At 58.9% G+C, this 14790-nt stretch carries 8 protein-coding genes; all 8 read left to right on the forward strand.

Going from position 1 to position 14790, the window contains the following annotated elements; genetic code table 11:
• The first annotated feature begins 310 nt into the window (after nt 1–310).
• The 8 genes from AB3X95_RS15860 to AB3X95_RS15895 all read left to right on the forward strand — a co-directional run bounded on the left by AB3X95_RS15860 (nt 311) and on the right by AB3X95_RS15895 (nt 14669).
• The gene (locus tag AB3X95_RS15860; protein WP_368621850.1) at nt 311–3850 is read left to right on the forward strand and encodes a DUF4214 domain-containing protein; all 3540 of its coding nucleotides are present in this window, start codon (nt 311–313) and stop codon (nt 3848–3850) included.
• A gap of 275 nt (nt 3851–4125) precedes the next feature.
• Complete coding sequence (locus AB3X95_RS15865) at nt 4126–5097, forward strand: hypothetical protein (RefSeq protein WP_368621851.1); 972 nt, start codon at nt 4126–4128, stop codon at nt 5095–5097.
• Nucleotides 5094–6320: an acyltransferase family protein gene (locus tag AB3X95_RS15870; RefSeq protein ID WP_368621852.1), complete on the forward strand. Its 1227-nt coding sequence runs from the start codon at nt 5094–5096 to the stop codon at nt 6318–6320. The genes AB3X95_RS15865 and AB3X95_RS15870 overlap by 4 nt, the downstream gene beginning before the upstream one ends.
• 1101 nt (nt 6321–7421) lie before the next feature.
• A complete protein-coding gene (locus tag AB3X95_RS15875; RefSeq protein ID WP_368621853.1) occupies nt 7422–7919 on the forward strand; it encodes a hypothetical protein in 498 nt (165 codons plus the stop codon).
• A gap of 11 nt (nt 7920–7930) precedes the next feature.
• On the forward strand, nt 7931–9568 hold the full coding sequence (locus AB3X95_RS15880; protein WP_368621854.1) for a hypothetical protein: 1638 nt from the start codon (nt 7931–7933) through the stop codon (nt 9566–9568).
• 43 nt (nt 9569–9611) lie between these two features.
• The gene (locus tag AB3X95_RS15885) at nt 9612–11588 is read left to right on the forward strand and encodes a hypothetical protein (RefSeq protein ID WP_368621855.1); all 1977 of its coding nucleotides are present in this window, start codon (nt 9612–9614) and stop codon (nt 11586–11588) included.
• A 29-nt stretch (nt 11589–11617) separates the two neighbouring features.
• Complete coding sequence (locus AB3X95_RS15890) at nt 11618–12307, forward strand: hypothetical protein (RefSeq protein ID WP_368621856.1); 690 nt, start codon at nt 11618–11620, stop codon at nt 12305–12307.
• 1009 nt (nt 12308–13316) lie between these two features.
• Nucleotides 13317–14669, forward strand: coding sequence for a hypothetical protein (locus AB3X95_RS15895; RefSeq protein ID WP_368621857.1), 1353 nt, complete (start codon nt 13317–13319; stop codon nt 14667–14669).
• The last annotated feature ends 121 nt before the right edge of the window (nt 14670–14790 follow it).

Raw genomic sequence — 14790 nt, forward strand, 5'->3', positions numbered from 1 at the left:
GTTACCGCGCCCAGCGCTCGTATTCTTTGCAAGGCTTCTTTAAAGGCTTTTTCCCGCATCAATTGCCTATTTCTCAGGTCTGAGTTGCGCAGAAAAAAGGCAACTCTATCGCCGAGCCTCCAACTATTTGCGCTTTTGTGCGCGCCATCACAATTCGCGAACAACCCGACGTTGAAAATCCCCCTGCGTTGTAGCTTTGTGGAAAACCGTCGGGTGATTCAAGTCCAATGAATCTGACGCGTCGACTCCCTAACGGCTCATGACGTATCACACATGTGTTGATATTCGTACTCTATCGGAGAAGAATCAAATGGCTGCAGCACAATATTACGAAGAAGTACAACAGGCGTATCTGGCTTATTATGGCCGCCCGGCTGACCCCGCAGGTCAAGAATACTGGGCAATGCGTTTGGACAACGCCGGGGGCAACCTGAGCTCGATCATCAACGAGTTCGGTACGTCGACTGAATCGACCGCCCTGTACGGTGGCTCGAACATGGCAGCGCAAATCACCGCGATCTATCAGACGCTGTTCGGCCGTGCTCCTGACGCCGAAGGTCTGAACTTCTATCAACACGGCATTAACAGCGGCGAATTCACGCTGGCTTCGGTCGCGCTGAACATCTTCTACGGCGCGACGGGCACCGACAAAGCTCAACTGGATGCCAAGCTGGCCTACGCTGACGCATTCACGAATGCTCTGTCGGCATCGGTGTCGGCGCAAATCGCCTACTCGGGCAAGACCGCTTCGGACAATGCTCGCGCAGCCGTCGCAGCGGTGATCGACACGGCTTCGGAAGGCACTGCAGTCGGGAAGCTGGACACGACGCTGGCGAATATCAATGCGGGCGCTGTTGGGCAGACGGTTACGCTCACTACGGGCGCGGATGTCATCACGCTGTCGGGCAACAACAATGTCGTTAACGCTGTCCTGAACGCCCCCGCCGCCACGACGAACCAGTCGACGCTGACTGCGCTCGACAAGATTGCTGGCACCGGCACGGGCAATGTCCTGAATATCCAAGACGTCGCCGGCGGCAGCGCACTGCCGACGAGCGCCACTATCTCGGGCGTGCAAACGATTAATCTGGCGTCGGCAGCTGCCGCGACCATTGATGTGACGTCGGCAAGCATTTCGGGCTTGAAGACGCTCAATGTTACGCAATCGTCTGGCGCCGACGTGATTGTCGTCGGCAACGGTACGGCTGTGAACGTAATCGACACGCTGGCTGGGGCTGGTGGCACCGTCAATGTTACGGCTACCGATTCGGCTGTTACCGTCAACGCTCAAGGCGACGTTACCATCACCGGTGGTTCGACCCAGACCGTGAATACGGCGGGCGCCGCTACCCTGAGCAAGGCGACGGGTGACATCGCTGTGACCGACACGGCACAAGGCAACTCCGCTATTAAGATTGACGATGGCGCCAACGTCAGCGTGACCACGACCACCACAGGCACGGGTACGATTACCATCGGCAATTCCGCTGCGGCCAGCCCGGCTGCGCATGCGCCGACCGGCACGGTCACAGTTGTCGAAAACCTGAACGGCACTGGCGCTCTTAGCGGCGGCAACATCACGGTTACCGGTGGCACTGTTGACACCATTACGGTTAACGCAACCCAAGCTACGGCAAACACCACGACCACGGTTGGCACGATTGCCGTCAACGGTACAGCCGCTACCACTTCGGTAACCGTGAACCAGACTGCAGCAGTCGCTCCGGTCGCTGCTGTAACGGCTGTTGCCGGGATCCATCTCACCGACAACGTTACGTTCAGCGCAATTGCGGCCGGCGAAACGGTTACCGTCGGCGGTTTGACTTTCACGGCAAACGTCGCGCTGACTGCGACGCAGGCTGCGGCTGCATTCGCAGGTCTGGCAGCTGGTGCTACGCAGGGCAGCTCCAACCTGGGTACGTATTCGGGCGTTTTTTCGGGCCTCTTTACGAGCGGCACCAACACGGCGGGCGTTGTTACGTTCACCGCAACGACGGCCGATACGGCATCGGTTGATGTGGTTGCCACTGCAACTGGCACCGCAACCGCGACGGCAACCCAGACGGCAGCTGGCCTTACGGCGGTCACTGGCGTTACGGGTGTTGGCGGCATCGCGAACGGCGCAGTGAACATCACGGACGTCAACTACGGTAAGGCAACTGCAGGTACGATTGCAAGCGTGAGCGAAAGTGGCTACGCAAGTGGCTCCATCAAGTCGGACGCGCTCTCGACCCTGTCGCTCGCCAACAGTACCGGCCAGACCGTCTCGGTATATGACAATACGGCCAAGACCCTGGGCCTCACAGTGAACAAGCTGGGTGCTGGCTCCGCATTGAACCTGGATGCTGCTGGCGCCGCTGGCACGTACACGGCTCTGAATATCACGACCGCCGGTGCAGACTCCAAGTTGAATGTGACGGGCGCGGCTGTCCAGACCCTGACTGTTGGTGGCACCAACGCAATCGACCTGACGGGCTCGACGTTCACCGCGCTGAAGACGGCGACGGTCTCCGGTTCGGCAGGCGTTACGGTTGACGTCCACCTCGATGCAAACCTGACGGACTTCAACGCTTCGGCGACGTCGGGTAATAACACCGTGAGCATCGATGCAAGCAAGGCGACGTACGAAGGCGGTTCGGGCGTCGACGACGTCACCATCTCGGGCGCGGTGGCGAAGGCTATCTCCCTGGGCGCTGGTAACGACACGGTGACGCTGGCTGCGGGTACGACTTCGGTTGCTGCAACCATTGACGGCGGCGCAGGTACGAACACGCTGTCGATGGCTGCTGGTGACGCGGTCACGGCGTCGAGCTCGTCGTTGTTCGCCACGAAGGTCACGAACTTCGAGGTTCTGAACCTGACGGGCGGCGCGGCTGCGCAAACGGTGCACGTCGACACGCTGGGCAACTTCAATGCGGTCGTTACCGGTGGCGAAGCTGCTGGTGGCACGCTGACGATGGACGGTTTCACGTCCGGCGGTTCGCTGACGCTGAATTCGGCGTCGACCGGTTCGTATATTGTCTCGAGCGCCGCGTTCGCGACGCCGACCAATGATGTGTTCAACATCAACGTGTCGAATGCTGCAAGCATTGCTGCTGGTTCGGTGACGGCCAACAAGGTCGAGACGGTTAATCTTGTTTCGACGGATACGACGGCAACGCACGCTGCTGGGACGAACACCAACTCGCTGACCTTGGTCGGTGACTCGGTGACGGCTATCACGGTGAGCGGTAACGCCAACCTGAACTTGACCTCGGCGAACACGACCGTGACCTCGGTTGATGCACACACGATGACGGGTGGCCTGACCTACACGACGGCTGGCACGGTTGCGGAAACGGTGACGGGCGGCGCAGGTGCAAACGCTCTGACGGCTCACACTGGCACGACGGCGGATACCCTTATCGGCGGCGCCGGCAACGATACGCTGACGGCGAACGCGGGTCTGGACACGCTGACGGGCGGTGGTGGCAACAACACGTTCGTGATTCAAACGCCGTCGTCGAGCGTCAACACGTACGCGACGATTACCGACGCGCATGCTGGTGACACCATCAAGCTGTTTGGCCTCGGTACGGAAGTCTTCAATTCGACGAAGGTTGCCCTCGGTTCGACGGCAGTGTTCCAAGACTACGCGAACGCCGTAATTGCTGCCGGCGGTGTTACTACCGCGAACGCGAGCGTTGGCTGGTTCCAGTTCAACGGCGACACCTATGTCGTGGAGAGCGTCAACCACGCTGCCGGCGCAACATCGTTCACGAACGGCCAGGACGTAGTCGTGAAGTTGACGGGCCTGGTGGACCTGAGCCACGCGTCCTTCAACAGCGCTGGCACCCTGCAGCTTCACTAAAGCGAATCTGCATCTACCGCCTTCGTGCCCGCGGTGCACCGCAGGGCACGAAGTAATGCCAGTGAGGTTGACTCGCGTATGACTCGTTGCAGCCATCGGGTTCTGCAGAGCAAGTTTCACCGGCAGGTGGATGTGGTCTTGAAGCTCCCGCCCCGCCCTGCGAAAGAAGGGTGGGGCTTTTGTTTTCTTGGATAAGTAGGTGAAGTTTTCCGGTCTTGCCCACGGTGCCAGGCCACGCCTACGACCAAGCAACAAAAAGAACACTTGTCCACGCCATGCAACTCCGGAATTTCATCGTCCTGCTGATGCTGGCCTCCGCTTTGCCCTATGTCGCAGTACCGCTTCTGAATCTCGCACCGAGCGTCACCACCCTCGCCGAGCTTTTGGTACTGATCGAATTTGCCGGCGGCGGCGCACACGTCGCGGCAGGCTACTACTTCTTTCTGGAAAAGGAATGCCGCTCGATCCTGCTTGCGCACTGGCCGCGAACCATCCTCGTGCCGCTGTGCATGGCGCTCGTCTATGGCATGATCTTCATGAAAGGCACGCCGGCGCTGAAAGCCGCCGCGCTGCTCTTCTACTTCATCTGGCAGACCTGGCACTACCAGCGCCAGAACTTCGGCGTCTCGAGCTTCATGATGCGCGCCGGCCAGCAACCACCGCTAAGAAGCAGCGAACGGCTGCCGATGCAGATGGCCGTCATTGCCGCCATCCTCGCGCTGCTCAAGCTCTACAACCTCGGCACCGACCTCGTGCAGCCGTCGGTAGTGCACGTCATCTGGATTGCCGCCGCGTGCCTGCAGGCTATCGCTATCGTGACCGCGCTGGCTGTCGCGCTCTCCATTCGCCATCAGCAGGGTGCAGCCCGCCGCATCACGGTCATCATGCTCGGCACGCTCTTCTACCTGCCAAGCTTCCTCTATACCAACCCGATCAACGCCGTCCTCTCGTACGCGCTGGCGCACGGCCTGCAATATCTCGTCTTCATGGGCTATATCGGTGACCGTCAGGAGCGCCGGCTGAGCAGCTGGGCGCGGCTCATCGTGCTGGCGCTGGCTCTTGGCGGGCTGATGATCGTCATGCAGGCGCGTAACGGTCAGCCCGTTCGGGAGTTTGTTTTCGGTGTGTACCTGTCGATTGTCATGACCCACTTCGTGATGGACGGCATCATCTGGCGCCTGCGCCACGCCCCGCAGCGGGCGTACATGGGACGTATCTTTTCGTTCATCTTCGCCCGGCCCGCATGACCGCAAACCGTTCGCCCGCCCCTCGGGTCGCCTGGCTCGAAGGTCTGCGGGGCGCAGCCACAGTCCAGGTCTTCCTGCTGCATTATCTGACTGCGTTTTTCCCTGGCGCCAATGATCGGAGCGACGCACCGTTTCACTTTGGCTGGGAGGCCTGGATAGCCCGGCCTTCGCCGCTGTTCTGGCTGTTCGACGGCTATTCGGCGGTGTATGTGTTCTTCCTGCTCAGCGGGACAGTGTTGACGTATTCGTTTCGGGCTGCGCCCCTGCAAATACCCCGGCAAGTCGTGCGGCGCGTCGCCCGCCTCATCGGGCCGGTATTCATCGCGGCAGCGCTGGCGAGCCTCCTGTTCTCACTGCTCCCAGGCAGCCACGTCGCCGCAGGCGCCGTCACGGGTTCGACGAAGTGGCTCGCGACCATTGGCCCCGACCCGTTCTCGGTGAGTCACTTCGTGCGCGAAGTCGCCGTTGAATCACTCTTCACCGGCTATCAGTGGAGCACGCTCTTTCCGTCACTCGAACCGCATCTCGATACGATTGCTGGCTCTTTCAACGCGCCGCTGTGGACGCTGCACTGCGAGCTGTGGGGGTCTTTCCTCGTGATGGCGCTCGTGGCGACTCAACACGTGAGCCGCAAGCTTTATCGCGGGTTGCTGATCGCGACGCCAATCCTTTTCTGGAGCCATCCGCTGATGCTGTTTGTCGCGGGCCACCTGTTGGCGGACTTCGCTCAGCGTGAGCGCGATAAATCGATATGGCGATCGCTCGCGGCGGCAGCATCGCTGGCGCTCGGCGTCGCACTGGGCTGCGCTCGCGACTGGCCCGTGGTCGACGGCATTCGTCAATGGCTTACGCCGCTCGCCGTCCGTGGCGACGACCTGTTTCACTTCCAGAGCCAGCTCGGAGCCTTCTTCGTTTATCTTGCCGTACTCACATCGGTTCGTTTGCAACGCTGGCTTTCGTCCCGGCCGTTCCTGCGGCTAGGGAAGCTTTCGTTCAGCGTCTACCTGGTGCACTTTCCCGTGCTATTCACCGTCAGTTGCTCGATATTCCTGATGTTCGCGCCGCTCGGCTATGGAGTGGCCGTCGCACTAGCGTGTGGGGTAGGAGTGGTTGTCACGGCGCTATTGGCACTCGCATTCGAGCGTTGGGTGGACGGCATCGCGGTCCAGTTCGCGCGAAATCTGGGCAAGGTGCGCACTGTGCGCGTACATCAGGGAATCTAGAGCTATTGGGATTAGATTGGGCACGGCCGATACGACTTGCTGGTGGGCTACAACAGTACCATTGGTGCTATCAGTTCGACGACGGGTCACGGTGTGCTGGGTTAGCGTTCACCTGCTGATTCCACAGGTACGGTGGGATCAGCAGGCCCTGAACTCCGCCCCTCGCAAGGAGAGTGGATTTTTTCATTTGACGTGGTTGGATAACTGGGCAAAGTTTTCCGGCCGTGTCCACCGCTCCGTGCTTCGCCTGAGGTGACGGATAAAGATCGTACCCGGCGCTGCGTGAGATGGAAATCTAGTGCGATGAATGGGGACTGAATCTAACCAGTTAAACAGGGGCGGCAAAGGGTGTGGCACTCCAATGCGGCAGGTAAAGCCACGAATGGAAGCGGCTCATCAAGAAACAGGCAGATGAGCTTGTTTCTCTCTTACAGTTCAAGGCCCCGGTCGTGTAGTGGCCGTTCACGCCACATTCGCTTGCGAAAGTACCGAAGATCAACAAGCAGTTAGTTTCGCCAGGAAGGGCGATTTGTCGCAAGCATGTTCAAGCGCAAGTCATTCTTGGCTCGCACGTCAGAATCTGAGCACGTATGGACGATCCACCGACGTATAGAAAGCGCAAACGTTTTCTTCGAGTGAATTTAATTCTTGTGCGGGTCGCCAAAGAACACATGAGAAGTTGCGCTAGTAACTAGCGCAAACCACGATTTTCCCCGGTTACCGCTACGATCGATTCGTTCAACAGGCCGCTACCCGCACCAATAAGCTAACATGCGAAAAAACAGATCATCCGCCTCTAAAGTTAATGTTTGGCTTGTCGTTAACGCATCCACGACCGTTATGCCGTCCCCTTTAACCGGTATGACCTAACTGTCGCATTTTCTATAACAATCAGAAAAGCAAAGAGTGAGAGATAAGAAGGTGCGCGGATTCACGTTCCAAAGGGAACTGGTCGGCCGTCAAAAGGAAAAAATCAATCGGCGAGTGCGGGAAACCTTGTCCGATGCATATCTGCAATGTAAGTTGGAGCTTGCCAGACCAGCGTAAGAAAGCAATTGGTGGCTCCGCAACTCGACGTATCCAAAATGGGATAACAAATCTATGCAGTTTCGCAACTTCCACGTTGCGCCGCTTGCGCTCGTCTTTCTGCTACTCCTTTCGGCTTGCAGGTTCACCAACAAGAGCGAGCCGGGAAGCGAAGCCGAAGCGCCAGTTACTGTCGGTCAGGTTCAATCTGCGCTCGATCAGAAGAATTTTGGGCTGGCCGCCGCGCTATCCGACAAGCTGACGGCAGCTAGCCCGACCAATGCTGACGCATGGCTGATCGCCGCCGATGCAAAAGCTGCGTCGGACAGTCGTATCGGTGCACTCGTCGCACTGGAAAGTGCGTTGAACAACGGCATGCGCGACGTAGCGCGACTTGATGCCGATCACTATCTTGGCCCGCTGCGCTCGTCGAACGAGTACCAGGCGCTGCTCGCGCGCTTCGGACTCGCTCGGCCCGTTGTGCAGGCGGGCGACTCCTCAATCACTGAAACATCCGCCGGCACAGTGGTTCGTGCAGGCGACATCTCTGTCACGCTCCCCAATACAAAATAAGACCTACGAACATGATAGTTTTCAACAAGAAGCTGCTGGGCTGCGCGATGGCGGCGATCGTACTCACGCCCGTCGCACACGCAATGGACATTGAAGCGCGTGGTGTGGGCACGGCCGCCATCACGGGTGATGTGAACTCCGTACGCACCTCCGCACTTCGACAGGCGAAGCGCAATGCAGTGCTCGCCGCATTGGACAAAGTAGTCGGGGCGGGTGCGAGTCGGAACCCGGAAGTGCAGACGAAACTCGACGATCTCGTCGTGCAGGTTGGTGAAAACTCCTTCTTTGATGTAACACCCTCGTCGGCCGATGGGCAATACCAGGTGAGTGTCACACTGCGCATGGACGACAAGGCCCTGCGCGGTGAAATCAGCGACCTGGGTCTTGCGCTGAATACGACTACCACGCGTAGCCAACCTATTCTCGTCATGATGGACGAGTTCTTCACGACGCCGACCAATCTGCGCGCTCCGCTCGAAGAGTTGACCGAGTTCCGTCACGAAGAAGGCTCACATTACAACGAAAATGAAGCCGCCGCGAGCTCGAAAAGTTCGGCCTTTGCGGCGAGCAGCAACGCCGCTTATGCGTCGAAGGAGCAGGCCGCGTTCGCTGTGAACGACAAGTCCGCGAACCGTGTGAGCGCTGCACATGACACGCGCGTCGCAGGCGCAGCACAGGACGGCTATGGCGGCGCAGCGGCTATCAGCGCACGCGACGCGGGGCGTTTCGATGCGTCGGGTGAAAGCAGTCACCAGGCAGCGGGCGCAGCGTCGCGTCAGGTCGCGGCAGCTGCAAGCAGTAAGGTCGCAGCGGCTTCGTCATCACAATCGGCCTACGCTCACAACATCAATGCGGAAGATCACGACAACACGTATTTCCGGAAGCTGGTCAAGTATCAGCCGCAGAACACTGGGCCTGACAGAAAGAACTACACGTATAACGAACTTAAAGGGCAGCTTGGCGATCTCGACATCAAGGTACTGGACAACGCGCTCTTCAGGAGCCGTTACTTCGGCGATCGTGCAATCACGCTCGATCAACTGGAGAACGGCGCAGAACTGACGAAGTATGTCGACTATGCGCGCAAGGACGCGACGGCCGACTATCTGATGATCGGCTCGTCGGTAATCTACGATCTCGGCGTCGACAAGAACTCGGGCCAGGAGTCGTGCACGGGGGTGGCCAGCACGAAGACGTTCTCGACAAAGACGGGCGAAGACATCGGCTCGGCAACGCAGTCGGAAGCGGCTATTGGCGCATCGTCGGACGATTGCCGGGCACGCCTTGCGGTGAAGCTGGCGGGCAGCCTCGGTAACCAGGTCGGCAAGCGCATCCAGGAGTTCGTCAAGAAGCGCACGATGTATGGCGCCGAATTCACGATCCGTCTAACGGGCGACAATCTCTCGCTGATGACGCGCACGGCATTTGCTCAAGCGTTGAAGACGGTGCCGGGCCTCGATAAGGCGGTGCAACGTCAGGCAGGTGCGGGGCAGGTCGAAGTGGTCGCCACCTACAAGGGCAGCGATCCCCTCGATCAAGCGATTGCGACGGCATTGGGCGGCAATCCGCAATTCGCGAGCCTCGACTCGGCGGTCGACGGCAGCATGATCACGCTGTGCATGAACGGCTGCAAGAAGGCGGTCCACTGACATGCGCGCCAAGGCGATCTCTCTTATTGCCGCATTTGCATTCGTGGGCTCTGTGCAACAGGTGCAGGCATCGCCCTCCGTCGGTCTGTACGTCGTGCCCGGTATTTTCTTCGACGATGCCCCTCGCGGCGCGGCGCAGTCACCCGGTGCGAGCAAAATCGACCCGGGTTTCCGTTCATCAATGGATATTGGGCAAACCGTCGCATTGTTGCAGCAGCGGGCTCAAGCGCATTTTCCTGTGCTCGAAGCGACCATCGACAGCAAGAACCGGCTGCGCACACTGGCTCTTTCGGTGCAGGTCACGCGCGTTTCGCGTTACCAAATCGACAAGACGGATGGCACCACGGACATCTATTTGCCGATCACGCTGAGCGTTTATTTCAGCAACCCGGTGACTGGCGAAGTGCTTCAGTCATTTAGCCAGACGCGCTACGACGTGATGACAGTTCAGCGCTCGCTCGCGCGGGCCGATGTCGACGCGAAGGTGAGTGCGACGTTTCGCTCGGGCTTTGCCGCGCTGCTGGACAGCACGCTGACGGCCGCGGCGAGCCAGTTCAACCCCTATGTCGTCGAAGCCACGGCAGCCGACACATGGCGGGGTTTCGTGATTCTCGACAAGGGCTATCAGGCAGGCATCGGCAAGGGCGACGTGCTGGACGCCGGCGATGCGGAAGTCCGGGTGGAATTCGCTGGACAAAACTATGCCGTCGCGGTGCCCGTGCTCGGCACACCGAAGAGCGGCACCGTGTTCAGCCGTGCGAGCACAATGGCCTTGTCCGATGTGAAAAAGCCGCGCGTGCTGGCGCTTGTGAGCGATGGCAACACGGATCTCTCCGATGCAGTCAGCACGCAGCTCTTTACAGACAAGCTCGGCGGCAATGCGCCGTTTGCAACGTTGCCGCTAAATGCGAACTTCAGCCAGGTGCAGGCGTCGATCGACAGCCATACGGATATCGGGCATGAGGTCAACAGTAATCGAGCGCTGCCTGACTACTTTATCCGTATGGTGCTGCCGCCCGCGCGCCACTATTCGCTTGCGACGAACCTCAGTTACAAGACCCGTCAGAGTTATCAGGCATGGGCTTTCGCCGAGTTGCTTTCGCGCGACGGACGGGTGCTGTACTCGGCCGACGTCAATCAGCGTATCGACGATACGGTGACGAACCAGTCGGGTTTCAACGTCGCGGACCGCAAGGAAGTCATTCTGAAAAACGCGCTAAGCGATCTGGCGGACCGCTTTAGCAAGGAGGTGCGTTTCAAGCCGGTGACGCTGAAAGTCACTGACGCATCTTCCGATACGTTTCAGGTGGACGACCCCGGTATGAACCTGCAGCCGGGCGATTCGTTCCGTGTCTATCACGACGCTGGCCGTCCCGGCAACATTGCCGAGAACGCGCTCGTGCCCGTTTGGGATGCGAACGTCGTGAGCCGCGATGACAGCAAGGTCACGGCGTCGGCTGTGTTGCCCGTCGCGGGCAAGCCACCCCGGCCATCGAACGGCGACGTTGTGCTAATCGATAGTGTCGCAAACGCAGGTGTGGGCGCGCAACGCCTCGCGTTCTGTCCGTCGGACAAGAATCAGATCGGCTCTGTTTCGCTCGAGCGCTTCAACCAGCTTGCTTATGCGAGCGCGGCGCGCGCTCCGATCATGCTTGTCGATCCGACGCTCGCTGCACTCGTGAAAGAGCGGGTGAATGGTCAGTCCGGATTTTCGAAGACGCTCGAACTCAAGGCGGCTGTGTACGACCGCTGTCTGGAGGCGTTGAACCGGATCGACCAGAAAGAGCCGCGGTGCGACGGCGGCGTGTGCGCGACGGCCTACAACGTGCGACTTGCCTATCGGCAGAAAGCGGCGGGCACGGTGTTCGGGCAGGCCATTCTCGAACACGGCTTTACAACAGACGGGTTTCCCGCCTCGACCGATGCAGCGAACGTCACCTCTTTGCAGAACATTGATCTCGACGCGGATACGCGTGCGAGCCTCGATGGTGTCATCAAGCAGTTACTCAAAACCAACTAACACGCAATACCCACAAAGGACCACATCAAATGAAGAAGTATTCCGTTCTGCTTGGCGCACTGCTGACGAGCGCGTTGATTACCCAGGCACCGCAAGCGCAGGCATTCGGTATTGGCAATCTGACTGCTGCGATTCCAGGCGTGGGTGGTGGTGCATCGGCAGGGACTGTCTCGGCAGGCGATATCGATCTCTTTATCAAGACCGCGCAGGACGCGGACGCGATGATCGCCACCGCGTCGCGCCACATCTTCCGCGCAGTCGAAACTAGGGAGGACATTGTGAAGCAGGAAGAGGCGCTTGCAACGGCAAACAGCATCGCCGATCCCGCCGAAAAGCAGGCCGCGCTGAACAAGATCCGCGATGACGAAGCGACGGCTGTCCAAAAGGCTCTGGCCAGCAACGACATTCAGGAAAAGCTGAAGGGCATGAGCAAGGACCAGTTGAAGTCGTTCGGCAATGCGGCATTTACGTACATGCTCGGCGTCCTGAAGGACAAGCAACTGGCCGACGGCAGCCAGGCGTTGGTGTCGGGCGTTGCTAAGAACCCCACGTTGCTTCCGCGCCTCGCGGCGCTGAAGGATGTGGCAGCGTCGGTGAGCGCGCAAGCGGTCAGCACGGCGAAGATCGGTGAAGGCCTCGTCAAGCTGGCGAGCGCGGGGAAGATCGCAGCGCTGCCGACGTCGGCTTCGGAAAAGGCAAAGCCGGTGGATTCGCTATAAGTGCCGGATTGACGACTGTCAGTCGAAACTGAAGAAACAGGAGATGCCTGCGATCCAGTTGCAGGCATCTTGTCGTCTGGACTCGGGTGGATATGTTTAAAGCGCTTGCGTTGTTGGCCGTTATGCTCGCACCGCCGTGGGCGAGCGCGACATCGTTCGATTGCCGCAAGCGGAAAAGGCTATTTGTGGCCGCGCACTGCTGTGATATCTGAACGATGCACTTTCCACTAATTATCGCAACTTGTTCACTGATAATCTCGGGGACGGCTGCAAAGGTTTGAAGCGCGAGCAAAAGGAATGGCTATACAAGCGGCAATACATATAAGCCAAAGAAGTGCCTTATCGACGTCTATCGTTCGATTATTGACGAAATCTGCAATACGCCAGTTGTGACCCGCATTCATCCGGATTGCTTGATGTCGGGCGACACCAAGTAAGTGACCAGGAACTGGAAGACTCGATGCATTCCATTCGCGCTAAGTTGTCGTGCGATATCTAACATGAATGCTCACCGCGAACGGTCTTCGCCCGGCGTGGCGTCCCGATAACCGGATCGGGGCGGTTGTAAGAACGCGACTCCGCGAGACAGCACATTCGCCAGTGCCAACCTGCGGATGACTGGAAAGCGACCCTTATCCGAGTGGGCAACCCGATAAGCAAACGACGGCTCAGGGCAATCAATTGTCCTCAATGGACGGAGCGGAGCGACGGTTCCGCTCCGATACCTGCCCCTGGAACGGCACCGGTCCGACTGGCAGCAAGGGGTCAAACTAAGCCGAACGCCGTCGGACTCAACACGGGCCAGGGCCAGTCCATCGAGATGCACACCCAGACCGTCGACAATGTGAAGGAGCATCTTGTACGATCCGTCCTTCCTGATTGCATTGAGGAGTAGCGCGCTCGGTCGATTTATCAGAAGTGGATCGGGGCCTCGCGCCAACAACGATTTCCATGGCTACCGACAAAGCCACACCCTCGACCCCGAATAACACCTATAAGAACTAGCCACATGACTTTAGCGAGTTCACCCAGACTGCACCAAAAATCCTGCTATTCGCCGCTGCTTCCGCTCGACTGTCTCGCCGCAGCGATCCTCGGCACGCTATTATGGTCGGTATTGTCGAATAAACAGTTCTCCGCCGATGGCGCATCATTTTTCATTGAAATCCTGCGTTCACGCGATGTGAACCATATCGCATGGTCGCGGCAGTTTTCGTACGACCTGGGTCAATGGCCGCTAGTGCTGGCCCTTCACTGGGGCTTGTCGAATGCCGTACTGCTCCGCTTCATTTTCGGGCTCGGCTATGTGCTGCCTTTCATAGCCGCCTACCTGATTGTGCGCGTGCAGGTGACAAAAGGGGCAGTCCCCGCGCTGCTACCAGGCTATCTATTCGGCATGCTGTCGATTGCGCTGCCGAGCGACTTTCTGTTGGTCGGCGAAAGTCAGTTCCTATTGCCGCTTGCGTGGCCGATGCTCGCATACTTACTGCAGCCTGGCCGATTTTCTTCGGCCGCATGGCTGTTACCGATTGCGCTATCCGTGCTTCTCACGCGCATGTACGAAACCCAAGCCGTCACACTTGCGCTCTTCGGTTTGATCCTGGTACTTCGTTCACGTGCGCAATTGACTGCTCTCGCACGGCAGCGACGTTACCTGGTGCTGGGCCTTATTTGTCTCTGTATTGCACTATGGGTGCTCGGTGCTGCAATTGCAGCGTATTGGATCATTTATCCGCGTGATCCGGCCAACCGGGGCGCGTTTCTGCATGGGCTCGCTCATACGGTGCAAAACGCAGTATTTGACATGAGTATGTTTGCAGCGTTGTGCTTTTTTATCGGACTGCGAGTACCCAAAACACGTGGGCTGCTGGTCGCGGTGCTGCTTGCGATCAGTTATCTATGCTGGCATGAACGGTTCGATTTCTTCAATGCGCAGATCAGCTTCGACTCGCGCGTGCTGACCCTGCTTTGGTTGCCGCCGCTCATTGCTCTCAGTGTATGGAGGTTCGAAGCGTGCGCCGTGACGTTCGGCGTTGCGCTGTGGTTTGCCGTGGTGTCTGTTGCACCATTGGCCGTCGATCTGGCCAGCACGAATGTGTGGCGCGACTATGCAAGCCAAGTCACGAACTGGGCAGCCAGGAGAGACGACGGACTGGTGCCGGCCAGCGTGCATCGACTGGACCTGCACCCGGCCAGTTGGAACTGGACATTTCCATCATTGAGCATCGCGCTGGGTGCTCCACACGTCGGTTCGGTGCTTGAAAACGCGCCCGGCGTTGCATGGCAGCCCTTCAGCCCAGCCACGGAATTGCCGCTTGCTTCGTTTGCTGGTTATCGCGGCACGCTGGCACGCCAACCGTAACAACGATAGTGGCTGCTGCCGGAACGCAGCAGCTCGGCTGTCTCGTGTTGGGCGAATACCACGAGCCGAACTTCTCGCTCAGAAAGATCATGTCACTGCTCCGTTTGCATAACCGATGTTG

Origin of the sequence: Paraburkholderia sp. BR13444, from assembly GCF_040948755.1 — a bacterium.
Lineage (GTDB): Bacteria > Pseudomonadota > Gammaproteobacteria > Burkholderiales > Burkholderiaceae > Paraburkholderia > Paraburkholderia youngii.

Excerpts from the sequence above, each read along its gene's own strand:
- AB3X95_RS15860 (WP_368621850.1), top strand. The coding sequence starts at position 311 with ATGGCTGCAGCACAATATTACGAAGAAGTACAACAGGCGTATCTGGCT.
- AB3X95_RS15865 (WP_368621851.1), top strand. The coding sequence starts at position 4,126 with ATGCAACTCCGGAATTTCATCGTCCTGCTGATGCTGGCCTCCGCTTTG.
- AB3X95_RS15870 (WP_368621852.1), top strand. The coding sequence starts at position 5,094 with ATGACCGCAAACCGTTCGCCCGCCCCTCGGGTCGCCTGGCTCGAAGGT.
- AB3X95_RS15875 (WP_368621853.1), top strand. The coding sequence starts at position 7,422 with ATGCAGTTTCGCAACTTCCACGTTGCGCCGCTTGCGCTCGTCTTTCTG.
- AB3X95_RS15880 (WP_368621854.1), top strand. The coding sequence starts at position 7,931 with ATGATAGTTTTCAACAAGAAGCTGCTGGGCTGCGCGATGGCGGCGATC.
- AB3X95_RS15890 (WP_368621856.1), top strand. The coding sequence starts at position 11,618 with ATGAAGAAGTATTCCGTTCTGCTTGGCGCACTGCTGACGAGCGCGTTG.
- AB3X95_RS15895 (WP_368621857.1), top strand. The coding sequence starts at position 13,317 with ATGACTTTAGCGAGTTCACCCAGACTGCACCAAAAATCCTGCTATTCG.